Source organism: Nonlabens spongiae, from assembly GCF_002117125.1.
GTDB lineage: Bacteria > Bacteroidota > Bacteroidia > Flavobacteriales > Flavobacteriaceae > Nonlabens > Nonlabens spongiae.
In genome coordinates this window covers 3,223,931-3,247,426 of record NZ_CP019344.1, presented here as the reverse complement: position 1 = coordinate 3,247,426, position 23,496 = coordinate 3,223,931, and the positions used below count along the sequence as shown (strand labels likewise).

The 23,496-nt window shown below is 40.7% G+C and carries 22 protein-coding genes; 14 read left to right on the top strand and 8 right to left on the bottom strand.

Annotated elements, in window-relative coordinates; all coding sequences use genetic code 11:
- Positions 1-34: 34 nt before the first annotated feature.
- From rplI to rpsF, 3 genes are read right to left on the bottom strand one after another with little or no spacing between them, the layout of a single operon-like run.
- Positions 35-487, bottom strand: a complete 453-nt coding sequence (rplI, locus tag BST97_RS14855) for a 50S ribosomal protein L9 (RefSeq protein WP_085767972.1) — start codon at positions 485-487, stop codon at positions 35-37.
- 15 nt (positions 488-502) lie between these two features.
- The gene (gene rpsR, locus BST97_RS14850; RefSeq protein WP_085767971.1) at positions 503-799 is read right to left on the bottom strand and encodes a 30S ribosomal protein S18; all 297 of its coding nucleotides are present in this window, start codon (positions 797-799) and stop codon (positions 503-505) included.
- A 3-nt stretch (positions 800-802) separates the two neighbouring features.
- On the bottom strand, positions 803-1,147 hold the full coding sequence (gene rpsF, locus BST97_RS14845) for a 30S ribosomal protein S6 (RefSeq protein ID WP_085767970.1): 345 nt from the start codon (positions 1,145-1,147) through the stop codon (positions 803-805).
- 296 nt (positions 1,148-1,443) lie between these two features.
- On the opposite strand from rpsF, the gene BST97_RS14840 reads away from it, so the two are divergent.
- On the top strand, positions 1,444-2,163 hold the full coding sequence (locus BST97_RS14840; RefSeq protein ID WP_085768279.1) for a LytR/AlgR family response regulator transcription factor: 720 nt from the start codon (positions 1,444-1,446) through the stop codon (positions 2,161-2,163).
- Position 2,164: 1 nt separating this feature from the next.
- On the opposite strand, the gene BST97_RS14835 is transcribed toward BST97_RS14840, so the two are convergent.
- Both BST97_RS14835 and BST97_RS14830 read right to left on the bottom strand, forming a co-directional pair.
- Positions 2,165-3,511 (bottom strand): sensor histidine kinase, encoded by a 1,347-nt coding sequence (locus tag BST97_RS14835; RefSeq protein WP_085767969.1) that lies wholly within the window; start codon positions 3,509-3,511, stop codon positions 2,165-2,167.
- The gene (locus tag BST97_RS14830) at positions 3,501-4,844 is read right to left on the bottom strand and encodes a sigma-54-dependent transcriptional regulator (RefSeq protein ID WP_085768278.1); all 1,344 of its coding nucleotides are present in this window, start codon (positions 4,842-4,844) and stop codon (positions 3,501-3,503) included. The genes BST97_RS14835 and BST97_RS14830 overlap by 11 nt, the downstream gene beginning before the upstream one ends.
- A gap of 253 nt (positions 4,845-5,097) precedes the next feature.
- On the opposite strand from BST97_RS14830, the gene BST97_RS14825 reads away from it, so the two are divergent.
- The 13 genes from BST97_RS14825 (at position 5,098) to BST97_RS14775 (ending at position 20,930) form a co-directional block, all read left to right on the top strand.
- Positions 5,098-6,348, top strand: a complete 1,251-nt coding sequence (locus BST97_RS14825) for an efflux RND transporter periplasmic adaptor subunit (RefSeq protein ID WP_085767968.1) — start codon at positions 5,098-5,100, stop codon at positions 6,346-6,348.
- Positions 6,349-6,582: 234 nt separating this feature from the next.
- Entirely contained in the window at positions 6,583-7,290 is a 708-nt protein-coding gene (locus BST97_RS14820; protein ID WP_085767967.1) for an ABC transporter ATP-binding protein, read from the top strand.
- A 145-nt stretch (positions 7,291-7,435) separates the two neighbouring features.
- Complete coding sequence (locus BST97_RS14815; protein WP_085767966.1) at positions 7,436-9,790, top strand: ABC transporter permease; 2,355 nt, start codon at positions 7,436-7,438, stop codon at positions 9,788-9,790.
- A gap of 104 nt (positions 9,791-9,894) precedes the next feature.
- Complete coding sequence (locus BST97_RS14810) at positions 9,895-12,291, top strand: ABC transporter permease (RefSeq protein ID WP_085767965.1); 2,397 nt, start codon at positions 9,895-9,897, stop codon at positions 12,289-12,291.
- A gap of 203 nt (positions 12,292-12,494) precedes the next feature.
- Positions 12,495-12,647 (top strand): hypothetical protein, encoded by a 153-nt coding sequence (locus BST97_RS15905; protein ID WP_157111699.1) that lies wholly within the window; start codon positions 12,495-12,497, stop codon positions 12,645-12,647.
- A 92-nt stretch (positions 12,648-12,739) separates the two neighbouring features.
- Positions 12,740-12,877 (top strand): hypothetical protein, encoded by a 138-nt coding sequence (locus BST97_RS15900; RefSeq protein ID WP_157111697.1) that lies wholly within the window; start codon positions 12,740-12,742, stop codon positions 12,875-12,877.
- 153 nt (positions 12,878-13,030) lie between these two features.
- Positions 13,031-13,258, top strand: coding sequence for an ABC transporter permease (locus tag BST97_RS14805; RefSeq protein WP_085767964.1), 228 nt, complete (start codon positions 13,031-13,033; stop codon positions 13,256-13,258).
- Positions 13,259-13,497: 239 nt separating this feature from the next.
- Positions 13,498-14,100 (top strand): Uma2 family endonuclease, encoded by a 603-nt coding sequence (locus BST97_RS14800; RefSeq protein ID WP_085767963.1) that lies wholly within the window; start codon positions 13,498-13,500, stop codon positions 14,098-14,100.
- A gap of 227 nt (positions 14,101-14,327) precedes the next feature.
- Complete coding sequence (locus tag BST97_RS14795) at positions 14,328-16,763, top strand: ABC transporter permease (protein WP_085767962.1); 2,436 nt, start codon at positions 14,328-14,330, stop codon at positions 16,761-16,763.
- A gap of 300 nt (positions 16,764-17,063) precedes the next feature.
- Positions 17,064-17,741, top strand: a complete 678-nt coding sequence (locus BST97_RS14790; RefSeq protein ID WP_085767961.1) for an ABC transporter ATP-binding protein — start codon at positions 17,064-17,066, stop codon at positions 17,739-17,741.
- Positions 17,742-17,927: 186 nt separating this feature from the next.
- Positions 17,928-18,689, top strand: a complete 762-nt coding sequence (gene truA, locus BST97_RS14785) for a tRNA pseudouridine(38-40) synthase TruA (RefSeq protein WP_085767960.1) — start codon at positions 17,928-17,930, stop codon at positions 18,687-18,689.
- Complete coding sequence (locus BST97_RS14780) at positions 18,686-19,156, top strand: hypothetical protein (protein WP_085767959.1); 471 nt, start codon at positions 18,686-18,688, stop codon at positions 19,154-19,156. The genes truA and BST97_RS14780 overlap by 4 nt, the downstream gene beginning before the upstream one ends.
- A gap of 1 nt (position 19,157) precedes the next feature.
- Complete coding sequence (locus BST97_RS14775) at positions 19,158-20,930, top strand: ABC transporter ATP-binding protein (protein WP_085767958.1); 1,773 nt, start codon at positions 19,158-19,160, stop codon at positions 20,928-20,930.
- On the opposite strand, the gene BST97_RS14770 is transcribed toward BST97_RS14775, so the two are convergent.
- The 3 genes from BST97_RS14770 to folP all read right to left on the bottom strand — a co-directional run bounded on the left by BST97_RS14770 (position 20,927) and on the right by folP (position 23,455).
- A complete protein-coding gene (locus BST97_RS14770) occupies positions 20,927-21,676 on the bottom strand; it encodes a DUF3667 domain-containing protein (RefSeq protein ID WP_245833596.1) in 750 nt (249 codons plus the stop codon). The two genes, BST97_RS14775 and BST97_RS14770, sit on opposite strands and share 4 nt — an antisense overlap.
- A gap of 95 nt (positions 21,677-21,771) precedes the next feature.
- Positions 21,772-22,548, bottom strand: a complete 777-nt coding sequence (gene cdaA, locus BST97_RS14765) for a diadenylate cyclase CdaA (protein ID WP_085767956.1) — start codon at positions 22,546-22,548, stop codon at positions 21,772-21,774.
- 76 nt (positions 22,549-22,624) lie between these two features.
- Positions 22,625-23,455 carry a dihydropteroate synthase gene (folP, locus tag BST97_RS14760; RefSeq protein WP_085768277.1) on the bottom strand — a complete coding sequence of 277 codons (831 nt, stop codon included), beginning with the start codon at positions 23,453-23,455 and terminating at the stop codon, positions 22,625-22,627.
- Positions 23,456-23,496: the final 41 nt, after the last annotated feature.

The following is a 23,496-nucleotide window of genomic DNA, read 5'->3' as shown; positions in this document are numbered from 1 at the left end:
TGTGATGAAACGGCTTTTGATAATTTATAATGAATTAGTTTCCTGCGTCAACAACCTCAAAGTTGAATACAGAAGTTACTTCTCTATGGAAACGAACTGTAGCCTCATACTGGCCCAGTCTCTTAACGTTACCACCAGCAACGGTGATAAATTTCTTATCTACCTCAACTCCTTCTTTTGCAAGTGCATCAGAAACATCAGCCGTTGTAACAGAACCAAAAAGTTTATCAGCATCTCCTGTTTTAGCAGGTATTTTGATATCCAGTTCTTTTACTTTGTCAGCTTGTGATTGAGCAGCTTTAATGTTTGAAGCTTCTTTGTGAGCGCGTTGCTTCAAAGTTTCCTCAAGTTGTTTTTTAGCACCTTTTGTGGCCATCACCGCATAACCTTGTGGGATAAGGTAGTTACGTCCATAGCCTGGCTTTACTGTTACTACATCATCAGTAAAACCTAGGTTTTCTACATCTTTCTTTAATATAAGTTCCATAATTCTGTAGCGTTTTTATTTAAGTAGATCACCTACGTAAGGCATAAGTGCAATATGACGGGCACGTTTTACAGCCACAGCCACTTTTCTCTGGTATTTTAATGATGTACCGGTAAGGCGTCTAGGCAATAGTTTACCTTGCTCATTTACCAATCCCATGAGGAAATCTGGATCTTTGTAATCTATGTACTTAATACCACTTCTCTTGAAACGGCAGTACTTCTTTCTCTCTTGAGTCTCGATCTTGAGGGGAGACAAGTAACGTATGTCACCGTCTTTCTTACCCTTTGCTTGTTGTTGTAAAGTTGCCATGGATTAAGCTTTAGATTTTTTAGACATTCTATTTCTTCTCTTTTCTGCCCACTCGATAGCGTACTTGTCAAGCTTTACAGTAAGGTATCGCATCACGCGCTCGTCACGACGGAATTCAACCTCATAGTCTCCGATTATAGAGCCTGGGGCTTCAAATTGAAAAAGGTGGTAGAAACCACTTTTTTTGTTTTCGATTGTGTAGGCAAGTTTTTTAAGCCCCCAATCTTCTTTGGCTACCATTTTGGCTCCATTACCAGTAAGGAAATCCTCAAACTTCTTTACTGTTTCCTTTACCTGCTCATCAGATAAAACGGGATTCAAAATGAAAACAGTTTCGTATTGATTCATAATTATAATTTAAACGGCTGCAAAAGTACAACTTTTACTGGTAATTACTTCTGCGACAGAATTAAAATTACTGTAATCTCGCTTTCGCGAAAGCGAAAACTTCCAGAACACGTAGAAACTCCTAAAAAAATGGATTATTCAAAAATTCTAACACGTAAAAAACCCGTTTATCGATAATTACGTATATTAGTCTACAAATTGATCGCAAGAAGAGATCATGTTCATTAAGAGTTTTAAAAATTTTAGTTTATTTGTAACCCCCTATATAACAAACTAAAAACCAAAAAACGATGTATATGCCATCAACTTTACTTAATTGTTACGTAGTGGAACCTCTCGATGAGTGCAGATCCATGCTTGTTAACTTAATCAATGCTCATCCTAATCTTAATTTCATTCAGGACTACAAAAATCCTGTTCAAGCTAAAGAAGAACTTCAGGACACCAAAATTGATCTTCTTATTGTAGCCATCGAGATGGAAAAAATGAATGGCTTTGAACTCGTTAACTACTTAGACAGCGGTGCTTCAATCATCTTTACCTCATTCAATACTGATGATGCTTTTAAGGCTTTTGAATATAATGCCTTAGATTACCTGAAACTTCCTATCAAGAAAGAGCGTTTTTTATATGCCGCTGAAAAGGCTATACTTAAGAAACGATTTAACGAACTCCCCAAGGAAGATCCGGGTGATTTCATCTTTGTCAAAAGCAACTTGAAAAGCAGAAAAGTTTACCTTAACGAACTAAGATATATTCAAGCGCTGGGTGATTATGTGAAATTGATAACTAATCATGAAACCCTTGTTGTTTTATCGACCATGAAGGCTTTTGAGCAGTCGCTTCCTAGCGATAAATTCCAGCGTATCCATAAGTCATATATTGTGAATATGGATAAAATCCAAAAATATAGCAGTACAGCAGTGGAACTGGATAACGAAGTCTTGCCTCTAAGCAGAAATAGAAAAACTCAGTTCTTGTCTATCCTTAAAGAACTGGAAGCTGTAGGAGTTTAAGTCACTCATTAAAAATAAGCTCGGCTTGAGTACCACCTGATTCTTTAGAAAATAAGCGTATACGCCCTTTATGAAGAGTCATGATTTGTTTGCTTAAGCTGAGTCCTACCCCACTCCCACGTTTTTTTGTGCTGAAAAAAGGCACAAATATATTCTCCTTAATTTCATCAGAAATCCCTGGACCATTGTCGATTACAGCAATCACCGGTCTGCCTCTCATGTTCTTGAATGTCTTGATTTCAACAACTCGTCTTACCATACCCTCTGTAGCTTCAACAGCGTTGATTATGAGATTGATTAGTACTTGTTCTATCAAATAACTATCAATGTCGAGCTGCATCTTGCGATCCAAAATATTAAAACTGATCTCAACTTTCTCAGGTATAGTAGTCATCATCAACCCCTGCACGCTATCCATAAATTCTTCAACATAAATTACTGAAGTATTTATTTGATTTACATTATTTAAACTGCGGTAGGTCTTAGCAAATTTCATAAGACCCTCACTCCGTTTTTTGATACTTGAAACGCCGCTGAGAATATCCTCTGTTTGCAGTTTACCTCCTCCTGAATTTTCAAAATTCTCCCTTAAGCCTAACTCGAGGGTTTCTGCCAGCGAAGTGATAGGTGCGATACTATTCATGATTTCATGGGTCATCACACTCAATAGTTTTTTCCAGGAGTCGTCTTCATTTTTATTAAGGGTATTTTCAATATTTTGTACCACAACTAACCTGAAACTACTTTGCTCTACTTCAAATATGGTTTCAAGTATCAACACTTTCTGACTATCTTGAGATAGAGGCAAATTAACAGGAGATGCCCCTGTATGGCGTTGATCAAACAATACCTCAAAAAGTTCTGGCCTGCGGTCCTCTACAAAATCAATATTCTTAAAATGCGGAAAATTCAAAGTCTCGAGCAGGCTATCATTAATCCATAATACGTTGCCTTTTTCCAGATCGTAAGCGACTATACCTACATCCACCATTTCAAGGATTTTCTGGAGGTATACAAGTTGTGCCTGACGCTCACTATTTATGGATTTGATTGTCTTATTGATCAAATTAAAACCAGCATGCAGTTCACGCATATCTTTAGGACCTTTACTCTCTACAAACCATCGGGAGAAGTCACGGTATTTGATAGATTCAAAATAATCGCTTACTTCTAGAAAGCGTTTTTTTACATAGCTGTAGAGGTAATAAACTGCAATGAGTGAGCAAGTTGAGCCTAGTATAATCAGATAATATTTTACCTGAACGATTCCAAAAGCCAGAATCATAAGTGTCCCTAGCAGTACACTTATACGCAGACTTAGTGGCAAGACATAACTTTTAAAGGTCATATTTCTGGAGTCTGCGGTAAAGGGCGGTTCTGGTCAACCCCAGCTCTTTGGCTGATTTAGTAATGTTACCATTATTTTTATCAATTACATGAACGATCGTTTGTTTTTCAACATCTTCAAGGTTAGTACTCACGTGTTCTTGCTTCTGAGCAGGTGACGCTACCTCGATATTTGAAAAAGAAAGATCTGCTGCAGTAAGGATGTTTCCTTCACCCATGATGACGGCTTTCTCCATGGCATATTGCAGCTCTCGCACATTACCGGGAAAAGAATGTTTTTGAAGCTTCCGCTCAAAATCGGCCGAAAAAGACAAATCCCCCTTAGTATACTTAGAAGCGTACTGATCTGTAAAATAGCGAGCCAGTTCTAGAATATCATCGCCGCGTTGTCGTAAAGGAGGCACAACTATGTCTAGCGTATTGATGCGGTAAATAAGATCTTTTCTAAACCTGCTTTCATCACTCAGTTCCATAAGACTTAGGTTTGTCGCGCAAATCAAACGTATATCTACGGCAACAGGTGTATTTGATCCCAACGGGATAACAGCTCTATTTTGAAGAACACTAAGCAGCCTGGCTTGTTGCCTCAAGGTAATGTTACCTATTTCATCAAGAAAAAGAGTTCCGCCATGAGCAGCTTCAAATCTACCCTGCCGATCTTCACGAGCATCTGTGAAAGCACCTTTTTTATACCCAAAAAGTTCGCTTTCAAAAAGAGATTCGGTCAGTGCTCCCACATCCACTTTTACAAAGGGTTTGTCCTTACGTAGCGAATTATTATGGATCGCTTGAGCGACCAGTTCCTTACCAGTACCGTTCTCGCCCAAAATCAGAACATTGGCATCTGTAGGCGCTACTTTGCGTAGCTTAACAAACACGTCTTGCATGATCTCGCTGCTCCCTACAATCTGATCTGATACATTTTCAGGCTGCTTATTTTTGTTCTCGCGCTTGTCGAGTAGTTCACCCAAAGTTTCAATCATCTTGTTGTTGCTCCATGGTTTGACCATAAAATCAGAAGCGCCCATTTTAAGAGATTTGATGGCAAGATCGATATCTGCATAAGCAGTGATAAGGACAATATCTAAGTCTTTTTTCTTTTTACGGATGTGATTTAACCAGTAGACACCTTCATTACCAGTATTCACCATTGCGTTGAAATTCATGTCTAGAATTACGATGTCAAACGAGGTCTCTCGCATAAGTTGATCTATCGTATTAGGATTTTTACTAGTCACAACTTTGGCCGTGCGAGACTTTAGTAATAGACGGAGTGCCGTAAGCACGTCTTCATCGTCATCTACTACAAGAATGTTGGCAGATTTTAGAAGCATGTCAAAAGTTACAATTGAATTTCTTGAAGAATTATCCTGTAAAAATAAACGGTCTCTCATAATTCAGGAGGTTCTCTGTCAATTTTCCGCTTTCGCGAAAGCGTAACATCTTCAAACCCTTTTACAAAAACGTACACAACTGTATCAAAACCGTACACTCAAATCTGTTAATCCCTAATACAAATAACTGAATATCAACAGGAAATAGTTTTGGCACGTTTATCAAGATCACTTGGACGAGAATGTGATAATCATGGATATACCCTTAGAAAAGAAAAGATTCAACTTACGGAAGATACTAATGATCGCAGGTGGTGTGGCAATTATTGCCCTGATCGTTTTTGTTTTACTTTCTACCACGGGAGCATCAAAATTAAACGTTGAAAAAGAAAGGTTGTCCATAAATGAGGTAACACTAGGTGTTTTTCAGGAAAACATACCTGTGAACGGCGTAGTCCTGCCTAAAAACACCATTTATCTAGATGCACTTGAAGGTGGTCGTGTTGAGGAAAAATTTGTCGAAGATGGCGCCATGATGAAAAAAGGTGAACCCATTATGAGATTGTCAAACACCGACTTAGAATTAAGCCTAGTCAATCAAGAAACGTCGGTGTACAATCTCTTGACACAAATGCAGATCTCCCAGAATCAAGCGCGTCAAAATACCATCAACCGCCTGAACCAAAATACTGATGTTGAAAACAGTCTTATCGAAGCTAAGCGCGTGTACGACCTTAATAAAAGACTGTATGAAAAAGGCGTTATTGCTAAACAGGTATTCATTCAGTCTGAGAACAATTACAACTACCAGAAAGAACGTATGGAACTTTCTAAACAGATCCTTGCACAAGATTCACTTGCCGTTCAGATTGAGAACAATCAAGCACAGAGTTCCTACGCCCGCACACAAAATGCACTTGAACTAATGCGTAGGAAAGTGGCAGATCTTGTAGTACGTGCTCCGGTAGATGGTCAGCTCACCTCGCTAGATGCAGAAATCGGGCAATCCATAAATAAGGGAGCTCGTCTGGGACAAATAGATGTTCTCGATGGATTTAAAGTGCGTGTGGATATAGACGAGCATTACATCTCCCGCATCTACGCAGGTCAGCGTGGAACTTTTGACATGGATTCAAAAACCTATGAACTGGAGATCAAAAAGGTGTACAGCCAGGTGAACAATGGACGCTTTCAGGTGGATATGACTTTTGTAAACGCCACACCAGAAGAGATAAGAAGAGGACAAAGCCTGCAAATAAGACTGGCTTTGAGCCAAGAGAAAGAAGCGCTTCTCGTATCAAAAGGTGGTTTTTTCCAAGAAACAGGCGGAAACTGGATTTTCAAAGTGAGCCAAGATGGTGATCGGGCATACAAAGTACCCATAAAACTGGGAAGCCAGAATACTAAATACTATGAAGTTCTTGAAGGATTACAGCCTGGCGATCGTGTCATCACAAATAGCTATGATAGCTACGGTGATGTAGAAGAACTTGTACTGAATTGATGAAGAGCTATGAGCTGTGAGCTGTGAGCTGTGAGCTAATATAAAACTGATCATCAACAATTTAAAAAACACTGCTATGAAAATAATAGATGCACCACTTAGACTACAAAAATCATGGAGATCAAAGGCCTTTGCCAGAGAGATCACCACGCATACGAAAAGATTTAAATCACCCAAGTTTTAATCCACAAAGGCATTTAAAATTCCTTTAATAATCATCTAATCAGCAGAAAAATGATAAAGATTATAGACCTTGAAAAATATTATGCTACAGAAGAAGTACGCACCGTAGCTCTCAATAAACTATCCTTTCACGTAAATGAAGGAGAATTTGTCGCGATTATGGGACCATCTGGTTGTGGAAAATCTACCTTACTCAATATCCTAGGATTGCTGGATGATCCAGACGGCGGGAGCTTTATCTTCAACGGCACCGAGGTGAGCGGTTATAACGAGCGTAAACGTTCCCAGTTGCGCAAGCACAATATTGGATTCGTTTTTCAGAGTTTCAACCTAATCGATGAGCTGACCGTTTTTGAAAACGTTGAGTTACCGTTGATCTACACAAATGTGAAGACATCAGAGCGCAAAAAACGCGTAGATGAGGTACTTGAAAAAATGCAGATCATGCACCGTCGCAATCATTTCCCGCAACAGCTATCAGGTGGTCAGCAGCAGCGTGTGGCCGTCGCTAGAGCTGTAATCAATAATCCCAAGCTCATCCTTGCCGATGAACCTACGGGTAATCTGGACAGCAGTAACGGTAACGAGGTCATGGATCTGCTTACTGAACTCAATGCCGCTGGAACAACTATAGTTATGGTAACACATAGTGAACACGATGCCAAGTACAGCCACCGCATCATTAGGATGCTGGACGGTCAGAAAGTGACTGAAAATGTGCTTTCAGAATATAAAGCAAAAGCAACGGCAGCGGTATAGCGGCTTCCCATCAATCAAAATAATATTCCCATGGTCCCTTTCATTCTCTGGATAGCACATTGCTTTATTGAATTTATGATAATGCCGTAGAAGGTTTCCGCTTTCGCGAAAGCGTAACAAAAACAAATAGCAAACGAACTTAAAAATGCTAAAAAACTATTTCAAAATCGCTTTGAGAAACCTTTGGAAAAACAAGGGATACTCTTTATTAAATATTGCAGGACTCGCTATAGGAATCACTTGTGCTGGATTGATTTTTCTATGGATTGAAGGTGAGCTGAGCTACGATCAGCATATTGAAGATAAACACCTTGTCTATTCAATACCTACAAATCAAAAATATGACGGAGAGTGGCGCACTTTTAATCAAGCGACTCCGGGACCTCTCGCACAAGTGCTGAAGGACGAAATTCCAGAAGTGGCAAAATCCGGAAGAATGCGCAATACAGATCTGTTACTAACCGCAGGAGAAACAGCTCTTAATGGCAATAGCGCCTATGCTGATGAAGATATTTTTGACATCTTCAGTCTTGAATTCATTGCTGGAAATGCGGAGCGTACGTTTCAAAACAAAAAGAGCATTGTTTTGACTCAAGACCTTGCAGTTAGACTTTTTCAAAATCAAGATCCATTAAACCAGACCTTACTCATTAACAAAACCGAGAGCTATCAAGTGACGGGAGTCATTAAAAATATACCTGAGTCCTCTACTTACACTTTCGATTCATTTATACCCTTCGAGAATTTTACAGATGGCAAGGAGTGGACTCAAGGCTACGACAGCAATTTCACAGATGCTTTTGTAAAACTTAAGCCCAGCGCTGATTACACCGCAACAAATGAAAAGGTAAAAGCCGTTTTACCTACAAAAACCAACGATCCAAGTACAGAAGCCATACTATTTTCTGCAGAAGACTGGCATCTGAGGAATACGTTTAAAAATGGTGAAATTGTAGGTGGGCAAATAGAATTTATAAGGTTGTTTGCCGCAATTGCCTTGATCATACTCATCATTGCCTGTATCAATTTTATGAATATCGCAACTGCTCGCAGCGAGAAGAGGGCAAATGAAGTAGGCATGCGCAAGGCGCTTGGCTCAAGTAAGAATCAGTTGATTTTTCAATTTTTATCAGAGTCGCTGGTCACTGCGTTTCTAGCCGGAGTCTTGAGCGTGGGGCTTTTACTCTTGATCATTCCGGAATTTAACGCTATGCTCAACGCTCGAGTCTCGCTTAGACTTATGGATCCTTTGCATATCATAAGTTTGACCTCTATAATTTTGTTATGTGGTTTGCTAGCGGGACTTTACCCAGCATTTTATCTGTCTTCGTTCAAACCTGTATCCGTTTTAAAAGGTGCCTTTAAATCAAGTGGAGGCGCTACGTTCATACGCAAGGGACTTGTGGTTGCTCAATTTTCAGTATCCATCGTTTTTATCATCAGTACGATACTGGTATATCAACAGGTACAGCATGTTAAAAACAGGGATTTGGGAATCGATAAAGACAATCTGGTCGAAATCCCTTATACGGATCAAATCATTGAAAATTTCGAATTGATCGAGCAAGACTTGAAATCGGCTGGTGTAATTTCTAGTGCGGGTCTTAGCAATTCGCAAGCGCTTTCTGAAGGGAACAACACTTCTGGACTAGAATGGGACGGCAAGCCAGAAGATGAAGATATTCTCGTTTCCTTCCATACAATCACAAAAGATTATTTTAAAACTACTGGTTTAGATATTCTGGAAGGTCGAGGTTTCTCAACTGACGTGGCTAAAGATTCAACCAGTATCCTTATCTCAAAATCCTTTGCTGATCTCATGAAAAAGGAAGATATCATAGGCTCTATTGTAACCTGGGGCGATATGCAACTTACCGTAAAAGGAGTCGTAGCAAATTATCAATATGGCGACATGTATACAGATAGTGATCCCGTGCTGTTTTATCACCAGAAAGAAGGCGCTAACTACCTCTACCTAAAACCTGCTGAAGGCATTGATACCCACAGCGTCATCACAGAGATTGAAAAGGTTTTGGATAAACATAATGAAGGCTACCCTCTTGAATATCGATTTGTGGACGATGAGTTTGAGGCACGTTTCAGAAGTGAGAACCTGATCGGTCAGCTATCACAAATCTTTGCTGTACTGGCAATTTTCATATCGTGTTTGGGGCTTTTTGGACTATCGGCCTACACGGCAGAGCAGCGTCGCAAAGAAATAGGTGTACGCAAAGTACTAGGCTCCAGCGTTACAAATATCGTGAAATTGCTGTCACAAGACTTCTTGAAACTCATAGGGATTGCAGTGGTAATCGCCATCCCAGTCGGCTATCTCGTTATGGAAAATTGGCTGCAGGATTTTGCCTACCGCATTGAGATCAATCCGCTCGTATTTTTCTTGGCTGCTTTTTCAGCACTTGCTATAGCCCTGCTCACGGTGAGCTTCCAGGCCATAAAAGCAGCAGTTGCAAATCCCATCAAAAGCTTGAAAACGGAATAGAAGATGAATAATCGCTTCGCTTAAAGATAAAGGAGTAAAGACCATCGTATCGGTGTAGATCTTAATAATTACGCTTTCGCGAAAGCGAAACTAAAACAAACCAAATGCTAAAAAACAATTTCAAAATAGCCTGGAGGAATCTGATTAAAAGTAAGATTTACTCTGCCATAAACATTCTAGGACTCGCACTAGGAATGGCCGTCACGATCATGATAGGTCTTTGGATTAATGACGAGTTCACATTTAACAATGCATACACTAACAAAGCTAGAATTGCCCAAGTATGGCAAAGCCAGACTTTTAATGGACAAATAAGTACCGGTCAAGCGATTCCACTACCGCTTGAGTTTGAGGTTAAGGAGAAACACTCTGATATTTTTGAGCATGTAGTAATGTCTAGCTGGGAAAGTGCCCAATTCTTCAATCACGGTGGCGAGAGCTTCTCTCTCAACGGTTTCTTTATGAGCAAGGAAATCTTAGAAGTGCTGGATATAGAGGTTATAAAGGGGGTTGAGCGAGGCCTTTGTGATCCAAAGAGCTTAATGATTTCTGAGCAGTCTGCCGAAGCCTTATTTGGGAAAGAAGATCCTATAGGTCAGCTGGTCAGTATAGACAGAGGGGAATCCCTCAAAGTTACGGCAGTTTATAAAAATCCACCTCAACACGGTTCTTTTTCCACTATGCACTATTTAATGCCCTGGGAATATTACACTTCTTCCAGAGAATGGATTAGAACCAATGCAGATAACTGGGACAACAACTCATTTCAAATGTTTGTTCTGCTCAAGGAAGGCGTCACCATGTCACAGGCAGACGCCGCAATCGCCGACACAAAAAAGAACGCACAACCAGATAATGATCACAACCCTACCCTACACATCAACCCCATGGAAGAGTGGCATCTATACGGTGAGTACATAGATGGTAAAAAAGCTGGCGGGCGTATCGAGAATGTTTGGCTATTTGGCATCATAGGAATATTTGTATTAATACTGGCATGCATTAACTTCATGAATTTAAGTACCGCGCGATCAGAAAAAAGATCTCTGGAAGTGGGTATTCGCAAATCCATAGGTTCCACTCGATCCCAACTCATCAAACAGTTTTTGAGCGAGTCGTTTCTAGTAGTTTTGTTAGCTTATTTTCTAGCCATTGTTATCGTTATAGTTTCATTGAGCTACTTCAATGAGATGGCCAATAAGAATATTTCTTTTCCCTATTTGAATGGCTGGTTCTGGATATTTTCCTTAGTATTCATTTTAGTTACCGCACTCCTGGCAGGTAGTTACCCATCGCTATACCTATCATCATTCACTCCAGTAAAAGTTTTGAAAGGAACTTTTAAATCTGGGCGTTATGCGGCATTACCTCGCAAGATACTTGTGGTGACCCAGTTTACGGTTTCAATTACCTTGATCATAGGAACCCTGATTGTATTAAGTCAAATTGAATACTCAAAGAACCGACCGATGGGATATGATAAAGCAGGCCTCATACAAGTACCCATCTTCAGTCATGACTTCAACGGAAAATATGATTTCAGTAGAACGCAATTCATGAATTGTGGAGCGGTTACAGCCTTTGCCAGTTCCCTGAGTCCGGTTACAGAGGTATGGTCTAACACCGCTGGATATAAATGGGATGGAAAACCAGAAGGATTTCAAGAAGATTTTGCCATGACGCATGTTTCATGGGATTACATAGAAACCATGGGGATGGAGATCATTGAAGGTAGGGATTTCAGCAGAAATTTTGCCACGGATTCTAATGCAGTCATCCTTAATGAAACTGCCGTAAAGTACATGCAAATTCAAGATCCAATAGGAAAACTACTCATAGATAACGCGAGCGATGATCCTGAACCACCTTTAAAAATAATAGGAGTGGTGAGAGATGCCATTATACAATCTCCGTACGAACCTGTAAAACAACACATCTACCCTTTTGACAAGTATGATAATTCTGCGTACTATCAAATGCGCTTGAACCCAGAAAATTCTGTAGCGGAAAACCTCGCTATAGTTGAAAAAGTATTTAAGGAACATTTCCCCAACGTACCCTTCCAGTACGATTTTATAGACGAGAATTTTGCTAGAAAATTTGAAAACGAGGAACGAGTTGCTGGATTATCAAAATTATTTACCATTCTCGCTATCATCATAAGTTGTTTAGGGTTATTCGGCCTCGCATCATTTGTGGCAGAGCAGCGTACTAAAGAGATAGGAGTACGCAAAGTATTAGGCGCTAGCGTTGCAAACCTGTGGTTGCTACTTTCCAAAGACTTCCTGCTGCTCGTATGCATCAGTATACTCATAGCGGCGCCACTCGCCTACTACTTTATGAACGGTTGGATCGAGCGCTTCAGTTACCGTACAGATATAAGTGTGGACGTGTTCCTACTAGCTGGAATCGGAGCTCTGATTTTGACCTTGATCACTGTGAGTTTTCAAGCTATCAAAGCTGCAGTGGCTAATCCTGTGAAGAGTTTGAAAACGGAGTAAAAGATGAAAGACCGCTTCGCAATAAGACAAAGGATAAGAGACTATCGTAGCATTTTGGATTTTGATAATTCCGCTTTCGCGCTGCGCCGTCAGCAATCCTATGGCGACCGAGGGAAAGCGTAACCATCACAAAAAGAGCAAGACAATTTAACCTCAGAATACTAAGAATATCTCGCCACTCCAGGCGTCAAAAAACAGAAGATATGAAAAGTCTAATCATCATTTATATAGGACTGATTTGTAGTCTTCCTGCATATGTGTATGGAATTGTTCAGCAATCCTCACAGAAAGAATTGCCGCAAAACGTGATCAAAATGGACTTGAAAAATCCAATGGCAACCTTCAAAGAACGATAGTTTTAAATGAGGATAAATCTTTTTCTTTTGAGGGATCTGCTGAAATTTTTAAAGGTACACTTACCCTTAAAATCATCTCAAATGATCAAGAATTGTGGACTAGAACTTATAGCAAATTAGACGGCCTGCAACAAATCAAACTGGATTTTAAAGATTTAGAAAATAGCGAGTTAGTGATCATTACTGAAATGAAATCGGTGAGTGGTCAGTATAAATTCAACTGGAACTGAGGACGATTGCTAGAATATATTGAATTGTTTAGAGAATAACAGTTATATTAAAGTCATTGAGGGCCATAGCTTTTTTCCAACTTTTCATCTAAGCTCAATTCGTAGACTTCGATTTTTCTAACATTTTCTACATGGCCAAAAAGTTCCCTGCTTATGGTTGCTCAACGCCGCAAAGAGATCTGCATACGCAAAGTTGTAGGTGCAAGTGTTGCAAGAGTGACCGTGCTGCTGTCCCTAGATTTTGTAAAGCTGGTAGGCATCGCTTTTCTTATTGCATTTCCCGTTGCTTATTACTTGACTTATAATTGGTTACAGTATTATCCGTACCGCACAGAGTTACACTGGCACATTTTTGCTACCGGTGGTTTTACTGCTCTATAGATCGCATTATTAACCATAAGTTTTAAAACGGTGCATGCAGCGGTGGCAAATCTAATCAAGAGTTTGAAGAGTGAGCAAAGCAGCGAGGTATGACCCCTTTGCTTGATGACCTATGACGAAAGCTAATCGTAGGAATATGAATTTGATAGTCTATGTATTTTTCTCGCTTTCGCGAAAGCGTATATGAATCTGAGCCATTGTTGTGAAAAATAGCTAACTTTGGGAAAGACTAGTAGGGTATGAAGCCAGTAACCGATTTTTCTTCACTTGATCTTAAAAAACGCTACACCTATGCAGATTATCTGACGTGGGAGTTTAGCGAGCGGGTGGAATTGATCAAAGGCTGGATTCATAAAATGAGTCCGGCACCCAAGCGATGGCATCAAAAAGCTGAAACTGTTCTTAGTTCAAAGTTTTACAGTCACTTTGAAAATCATTCTTGCGAGGTGTACCATTCCCCTTTTGATGTACGTTTAGTTAAAAACAAAGGCCAGAAAGATCAAGAAATAGACACGGTTGTTCAACCAGACATCTGCCTCGTTTGCGACCCTAGCAAACTTGACGATGCGGGTTGCAAAGGCGCACCCGATCTCATTATCGAAATTCTCTCAGAGTCAACTTCAAAGAAGGATTACAATGAGAAGTTTAATCTATATCAGGAAAATGGTGTAAAGGAATATTGGTTGGTTCAACCAGAATTATTCTACATTGAAATCTACGCGCTAGAAAACGATATTTATGAGCGCTTTGGGCTTTTTGAGAAACGAAACAGTCCCGACCTCGTTTCAGGTAAATTATTTCCCGACCTTAAAGTCTCGATGGCAGAGGTGTTTGCGCGATAGTTTTGATTTCTGATTCTCATCTCTTTGTTCATTTGTTTCAGTTTTCAAGTGATTGAATTATTTACGCTTTCGCGAAAGCGTACTTCTTACCCACTTTCCCAAAATCGCACATAGCTGTATCAAAATCGGACACTTCATTTCTATAAATCTGTTACAAAATACTGAAATTCACTGATTTGTAAAACTGGCATAGATCAAGTAATCTTTGAGGCAATAACATCAACATCATGCTTAAAAACTACCTTAAAATAGCTTGGAGAAGCCTCTGGAAGCAGAAATTCTTTTCAGTAATCAATATTATAAGCCTTTCCATAGGCCTTAGTGCCTCGTTGGTAATAGGCATGATGGTGTATCACGATTTTACATTTGATCGTTTTCATAAAAATGGTGAGCACATTTATAGGGCGGTAAGCGATTTAGAATTTGGTGATGATGCTTTCGGTAACCCGGGAACTCCTATTCCACTGGGTGAAACCATGCTCGCAGAATATCCCGAAGTGGAGAAAAAAGCGCACTTTATTCTTTATAACCCTGCAAAAATCACCGCACTCAGCACTCAAAAAACCAGCAAGATCAACGATAGGGTCATTTTTGCAGAAAGTAGCTATTTCTCAATTTTTGACTATGAATGGCTTGCCGGTAATCCAGAAACAGCGCTCAGCACTCCGAACAATGTGGTTCTCACCCAGCAAAAGGCAGCCTACTATTTCCCTAATTTATCACCTGAAGAGATAATAGGGCAAACTCTGGACTACACAGAATTTCAAGCTAATGTTTCTGGCATTGTAGCTGATTTTGAGAACAATTCTGATCTGGTTTTTACAGAATTCATTGCCTATGAAACGGTGAGCCAGAGTGACCTTAAAGGCATGAGCGAGCAAGGATTTGACAGCATTAATTCCAGTTCACAACTTTATGTGCAATTGCGACCTGATGCAGATGTTGCTTCGATCAACAAAAGATTGGCAACCCTCGCTGAATCACAATGGGATGAAGAGTCCATAGAATTCGGTATGAAGTCATGGTATAAGCTCCAACCGTTATCTGACATTCATTTCAATACTAAATATGGTATTTATGATTACAGCCGGAACCAAGCCAACAAAACAGTTCTTACCTCATTAGGTTTCGTTGCGCTTTTCCTTCTTTTGCTGGGCGTCGTAAATTTTATCAATCTAAACACCGCCAGTGCAACCCAAAGAGCGCGCGAGATAGGGGTACGTAAAACACTGGGTAGTTCAAGAGGCCAACTCATAAGACAGTTTCTAGGCGAGACTTTCTTACTCACCTTGCTCTCCATAGCGTTATCCGTAGGCTTATCCTATTGGTTGATCCAGATATTCTCTGATTATATTGTAGATGCTATTAGTCTAGGTCTTTTATTAAAACCTGTTGTTCTGATGGGGATATTAGTGTTGCTTCTAGTGGTCACATTTGCCGCAGGGTTTTATCCGTCCCTTGTTTTGTCAAGTTTTAAACCCAGTAAAGTTCTCAAAGGAGAATATTCATCTACAAGTGGCAATCCAACTATACGTAAAGGACTGACGGTTTTTCAATTTGGTGTAGCTCAGGTATTCATCATCGGTTCCCTTCTTGTGGGTCGACAGATACATTTTGTATTAAATCAGGATATGGGTTTTGAAAAAGAAAACCGCCTATTTGTACAGATGCCGTGGGGCGAGAAAGATTTTAGCAAAAAAGCCGCACTTCAGATTGAATTGAGCAAAATATCAGGTGTTGAGATGACCAGTCTGGGTAGCATGCCTCCAGCGAGTATGAGTACCCATGTGAACTTGATGAAAATCAATCACGACGGTCAGGAATACAAAACTGAGGTGCGCATGCAGTACGGCGATACAGAATATCTTGAATTGTACAATATTGACTTACTGGCCGGTAGAGTACCGCTCAATGATACCATCGCTGAATTTGTCCTTAATGAAAAAGCTACAAAGATTCTAGGCTTCAACTCACCTGAGGAAATTATCAATCAGCAAGTGACTTATGATGACAAAAAGATTACCGTTGTAGGAGTGATGAAAGATTTTCATCAGGCCTCTGCCAAAAATGAAATTATGCCACTTGCTTTTACGGGAGACCTATCGCGCAGCGGCTGGGGATACTTCAGCACAGTGCACCTTAAAACTGCGGCAAATTCAGATATTTCCGACATCATTGATCGGATAGAAAGCACATATCTCTCTATTTTTCCTGATAGCGATGTTAGTGTAGGCTTTCTAGACGAGAGCATTGAACGATTTTACCGTGAAGACCAGCGCCTGTCTAAATTGCTCAACTGGGCAACAGGACTGTCTATTTTGATCAGTTGTCTTGGATTACTCGGGCTCGTGGTACATACCACCGAGCGACGTCGCAAAGAGATAGGAGTACGTAAGGTTCTGGGCGCCACCGTGGCGCAGATCAATTTATTGTTGTGTAGAGATTTTGTCATTCTGATTTTAATCGCCTTCTTAATCGCCGCACCCATCGCATACTATTTCATTCAGGATTATCTCAACGATTTTGTATTCCGTACGGACATCAGTATTTGGATTTTCTTGGGCAGCATCGCCGCAATGACCGTAATTGCTCTCGCGGTAATGAGTATTAAAACCGTTTCAACCGCAATGAGAAATCCGGTGGAAAGTTTAAAAACGGAATGAAAAAATGGAAAGATCGCTGACCTCAGACGCCGCTCAGTGAACAGCAGTAAGACAAAAGTTGAAGGACGATCGTAGCGGTGAAGATTTTTATGAGTTCGCTTTCGCGAAAGCGGAAACGAAAAGAAGTTTATACTGAGCTTGTCCAAGTCTGAAAGCGCAATAAAAATTAAGCAAGTGTCAATTTGAGCGGTAGTCGAGAACGAGTTATTAATCTCGAAATCAAATCAATATCGACTTGACAACTAAAATGGACAACAAACAATAAATAACTGAAATTCATAACGATTAAGAAACTATCAAATGATTGAACTGAAAAACATTTACAAGTGGGTCAAACAAGGTGGCAACCGCATCTTTTTACTCAATGATCTGAATTTAAGGGTGAAAGAAGGGGAGTTCATTTCCATCATGGGACCATCGGGATCGGGAAAATCTACTTTGCTGAACGTTATCGGGATGCTGGATGGGTTCCAGGAAGGAAGTTATGAGTTTCTAGGAGAACCAGTGCACAAGCTCAAGGAAAAGCAGTTGTCCAGACTCTATAAAGAACACATAGGTTTTGTATTTCAGGCTTATCACCTGATCGATGAGCTCACGGTTTATGAAAACATCGAGACGCCCCTACTCTATAAAAACGTCAAGAGCAGTGAGCGCAAAGCCCGTGTTGCTGACATCCTGGACCGGTTTAACATCGTAGGTAAAAAAGATCTTTTTCCAAATCAACTCAGCGGAGGCCAGCAGCAGCTTGTGGGAGTCGCTCGAGCTCTCGTTGCAAGAGCCAAACTCATCCTCGCCGATGAACCTACTGGAAACCTCAACTCGCAACAGAGCAACGAAATCATGGAGCTGTTCAAGAATCTAAATCAAAATGAGGGTGTCACCATAATTCAAGCGACACACTCTGAATCTAATGCTGCCTACGGAACACGTACGATCCACCTGCTGGATGGGATGCGTAATAGAAAGCTGGAGGGTTAGTTGGTGAGCTTGGGAGTAACTAGTTTTTGTAATTTCTCGCATTTTACAATTTTCTCCGGTGATACTTTTCTAGCTTATTAAAATTGAGTTTGAGTTTAGATTTAAGTTTAGATTTAAAAAGAATCGATCGTGAATCTGTCGCGTTGAGACAAAAGCTTCTGACCTAGGCATTCCTATCTTTGCGGCATGAGTTCTTCTAGACGCTATTTCATCGAATTTGCTTATGATGGCACAAACTACCATGGCTGGCAAAAACAGCCCGATGCCATTACCGTACAAGAAAGATTGGAAGAAGGATTAAAGTTGCTTCTAAAGCAGCCCGTACTGACAACAGGAGCAGGTCGCACGGATACTGGCGTACACGCTAAGCAAATGTTTGCCCACTTTGACCTTGAAAAACCAGCTCAAATCGAGAACATCGTGTACCGCCTGAACCGGTGGCTGCCAGAAGACATAAGTGTTTTTAATCTTTATGAAGTAGGAAGTGAAGATCACGCTCGTTTTGATGCAATTTCCCGATCTTATGAATACCACATACATCTAAGGCCTGATCCATTCTTCAATAAAAACAGCTACATTCTTTACCGCAAACCCGATTTTGGATTAATGCAAGAAGCGGCTGACCAATTATTGGGCACTAAAAACTTCAAATGCTTCTCCCGAAGCAAAACACAGGTAAAAACGTACAACTGCACAGTTACAGAAGCTCGGTTCCAAATAGATGATCATCACGTTATTTTCCATATCACTGCAGATCGGTTCTTGCGGAATATGGTACGAGCAGTCATGGGAACGCTTTTAGAAATAGGTTACGGTAAGAAAATGGTGGAGGATTTAGACCACATCATAAAATCTCAAGACCGTAATCAAGCAGGTCCCAGCGCTCCAGGTCAAGGACTTTACCTGACCAAAATAGTATATCCCGATCGCGTACCTTTACATTCATGAAAGTTCTATTTCAAGAAAAGCAGCGTTTTTCACCTTGGGTGACGTGGGGAACAGCCTTACTAATGGTTTTGTGCCTGATTGGGATCTGGCTTGTTCAGGAGGACGGAGCAACTTTAGAACTTCCTATTAAACTTCTGCTAAGCCTTTTACCAGTAGCGATAAGCGTACTTATGTTTGCACTGGTTTTAAAAACTGAAATCACTCAAGACTTTATCAAAATCAATTACGTTCCATTCTTGACCAAGAAATGGTTCTGGGAGGACTTGAAAGATCCAGAAGTCATCGATTACGGTTTTGTAGGTGGGTGGGGTATCAGAATTTGGACGGGATACGGAACTGTTTATAATACCAGAGGTAGCAAAGGACTGCACTTTAAGGTTTCCCATAAAAGCAAGACCAAAGAATATGTTGTGGGAACGCAACGACCAGAAGAATTAAAGCAAATACTCAAAGATATCAATCGCTAGTATGGCATCTACCACGGGAAATGCATTTGACACCCGCCTATTTAAGAGGTTAATCTCCTTTACTAAACCGTATCGAGGGACTTTCTATTTCGTGGCACTTAGCGCGATCCTTACCGCAGTTGTCGCGATAGGAATGCCTTATTTGATTAAGGTGGCGATCGATGACCATATAATACCGCGAGAGTTTCAGGGTTTCATGACGGTAATCGGGCTTATGGTCGCTGTTTTGATCGCAGATGTGCTGCTTCAATTGAGCTTTATCTATTATGCCAACTGGCTCGGGCAACAAGTAATCCGTGATCTGCGATTGAAGCTTTTTGACCACATGCTAGGCTTCAAGATGAAGTATTTTGACAAGAGTGCGGTGGGGAAATTGGTCACGCGTGCTGTAAGTGACATAGAAACAATCGCAAGTATTTTTTCACAAGGATTATTTGTGATCATTTCTGACCTGCTTAAAATGATAGTGGTGCTGGGCTTCATGGCTTTCAACAGCTGGAGATTGACGCTTATCGCTCTCATCGTGATGCCGTTTATTTTGTATGCGACCCGAGTGTTCCAGAAGGCTATGAAAAAAGCTTTTGAAGATGTGCGCAATCAGGTTTCTAACCTTAACAGCTTTGTACAAGAGCGTGTCACGGGCATGAAAATCGTGCAAATTTTCAATCGGGAGAAGATAGAGTACCAGCGCTTCAAAGAAATTAATGACAAGCACCGCAACGCTTGGGTTAAAACGGTCTGGTACAACTCCATCTTCTTCCCCATTGCTGAAATGGCGTCCAGTATCACCATAGGTCTCATCGTGTACATAGGTGTGATCATGAATATAGGTGCTGAGGTCAGCATGGTGGAAATAGGAACGATAGTCATGTTTATCGATTTGTCTCAGAAGCTTTTCAGACCACTGCGCCAGATCGCCGATAAATTCAATACGCTTCAAATGGGTATGGTTGCCGCTAATCGTGTGTTCACCATTCTCGATACCGATTCCCAAATTGAAGATCAAGGAGAAAAAATCGCAGCTGATCTTAAGGGTGAGATTGAGTTTAAGAATGTTGACTTCGGCTACGTTGAGGATGAATTGGTCTTAAAAAACCTTAGCTTCAAAGTAAATGCGGGAGAAACTGTTGCGATTGTGGGTGCGACCGGTGCTGGAAAATCGACTATTATCAATCTTCTTTCTAGGTTTTATGAGATTAACGGTGGAGATATTTTGATTGATTCCGCTTCCGCGAAAGCGTACCAACTTCACTCCCTACGATCACAAATAGCGGTGGTGCTACAAGATGTTTTCCTCTTTGCAGATACTATTCTTAACAACATCACACTTCAAGATGAAACCATCTCAAAAGAAGATGTAATTATAGCAGCAAAAAAAATAGGAGTTCATGATTTTATCTCCAGCCTGCCAAACGGATACGACTATAATGTAAAAGAGCGTGGTGTGATGCTCAGCTCTGGACAGCGCCAGCTTATTGCCTTCTTGCGAGCTTACGTTTCAAATCCAAGTATTCTGATTCTCGATGAGGCGACCAGCTCCATAGATGCGCACAGCGAGCAACTGATTCAAGAAGCGACAGAAATCATTACTAAAGGAAGAACCTCCATCATCATCGCACACCGCCTAGCTACTATCAAAAAAGCCGATAAGATCATCGTGATGGATGCCGGTCAGATCGTGGAAATGGGCAACCACTCTGAGTTGCTTGAAAAGGAGAATGGCTACTACCGCAACCTGTACGAGGTGCAATTTGCACAGCAGGAGGTGGCTTAGCCTGCACCAAAACTTTGTTTGACCACCTCTGGATCTACGTTAAAATACTTTATCGCTATAATCGTTACCAGCGCAATCACAAGTAAAGTTATTAGAGCAATTAAAACTAGTAGAATTGTAAAAACCATTAGACCCACAAGTGTTTTCAGGACTGTCGCGCCTAAACTTAGATTAAAACATCGCTTATAGCAAAGGGCGTTAAATAAGAGTTGCGCAGGGAATACCAATGTGCTCCACCAAAGAAATAATTCCACGTTGACATACAGTAAAAAAATGGTAATGGGTGTTGTTGCAATGGTCATGTGGGCATAGGTGTACAAATAGAACACCACCTGCTCCGTATAATTATAGTATTTCTTTCCCCAAAAAGTGATCCGTGCAGCAAGAGCCAATAACGGAATTGTCAACAGAATAAAGAATCCCTGATAGTCCATAAATTTGCTTTGGAAACTTTTTTGAAATTCCAATTGCTTTTCTGAATAAATCTCTCTATAAATCTCACCAGAATAAAGATCATTCATCAAACTATCCAGCGCACCCGAATTTTTCATCACAAAAACATTGATACCTGAAACAAAAATTGCCAGCAAAGTATATCGGATGGCGTCCATATAATAGGTACGGCGACCATGGATATATCCATTAATTACCATTTCGGGTTTACGGAAAAGGTCAAAAAAGGTATGGACAAACTTAGTGTCGAGTCCCAGATACATATCGCTGAAGTCGTGTGCGACATTCTTCATAGTGATGCGCTTCTCAATCCATTTTGCACCACAACGAAAACAAAAATCATGCTGAGCATACAGGACTTGACCACAATTCTTGCATTCCCTTTCCATTATTCCAGCAGTTTTTTGATTTTGGTAGCAAGTTGTTCAGTGTCTGTGTAGCCTTCAAAAGCACCGTCGTGAACCAGAGATATCTGTCCGGTTTCCTCACTCACGATCACGGCAATGGCGCCGCTGCGTTCTGTAAGACCTACAGCTGCCCTGTGGCGCAACCCAAAACGCTGGGGAATTTCACGATTTTCTGAGACCGGTAAAATCACTCTTGTGGCAGTAATCCTATCTCCTTCTATGATCAGAGCACCGTCGTGCAGTGTACTGTTTTTATAAAAAATACTCTGAATGATGGGAGCATTGACTTTAATATCCATCGCATCTCCCGTACTTTTTACAAAATCCAGCGAATTATCACGTTTGATTCCTATAAGAGCACCCGTTTTAGTGGCGCTCATTTTTTTGCAGGCTTTGACTATTTCGTCTACTACTTTGTCGTCCGTTTCACTTTCGTTTTTAAAAAACTTGAGTTGGTTAAGCAGCTTTCTGCGAGACGTAAAATTAGTGGATCCCAGCATGAGGAGAAATCGGCGTATCTCTTGTTGAAAAACTACGATTAGGGCAAATACTCCAGCTCCCGTAAAAGTTCCCAAAGCTTTAGAAAGCATTTCCATTTCAAGGAAAAGTGTCACCTCATAAAACAAATAGATGATCACGATCCCTATAAAGATATTGATTGCCGCAGTTCCCTTTACCAATCGATATAAATAGTAGATCAGCACCGCAAACAGTACAATATCAATCAGATCATAAATTCTAAACGAGGGAAGCTCCATAGGGTAAATTCAAATCTAAAAATAAACTTAAAAACAATGCCGTATTTCTAAGAAATACTGGCCACTACATTGGCATTTAGGCATATTTTTGAAGAGCCTGAAAAAGCTGAATGGTCTCCACCGCTTCTTTCACATCATGAACTCTTAATATAGAAGCACCCTTTTGAAGTGCCACCATATGAAGCGCGGTGGTTCCATTCAGCGCATCTTTTGCCTCAATCCCAAGCGTCTTATATATCATGGATTTTCTGGACAAGCCTGCGAGAATGGGAACGTCATGAGCTTTAAGCAGATTCATTTTTTTGAGTAATTCATAATTTTGTTCTACCGTTTTTGCAAACCCAAAACCAGCATCGATCACAATATCATTGATTCCATGAGACCGAGCGGCCGCGATACGTTTAGAGAAGTACAGATTGATATCGGTGATGAGATTTTCATAATTGGTCAAAGATTTCATGGTCTGAGGCGTTCCCCTCATGTGCATCATGATATAAGGTACTTGAGCGCTTCCCACCGTTTCCAGCATCTCCTCGTCCAGTTTACCAGCGCTTATGTCATTCACGATGTTTGCACCGTGGGATAGGGCTTGTGTTATTACGCTTTCGCGAAAGCTATCACAACTCAGCCCTACTTCAAACCGTTTTGCAATGGCTTCAATAACGGGAAGAACGCGACTTTTTTCTTCCTCTACCGAAATATCCTGCCCGTCGGGTCTACTGCTATAACCGCCTACATCAATAATTTTTGCTCCTTCATGGATCATTTTTTCTGTTTGACGCAAAGCATGGTCCACCGTCAAGGTTGCTCCTCCATCATAAAAGGAGTCTGGGGTACAATTAATAATTCCCATCACGACAGGGATTTGCAGATCCAGAAGTTTACCGTTAATATTAAGCGAGCTCATCATGCGGTGTATTTGATCAAGAAAACCGAAATTTACGCAAA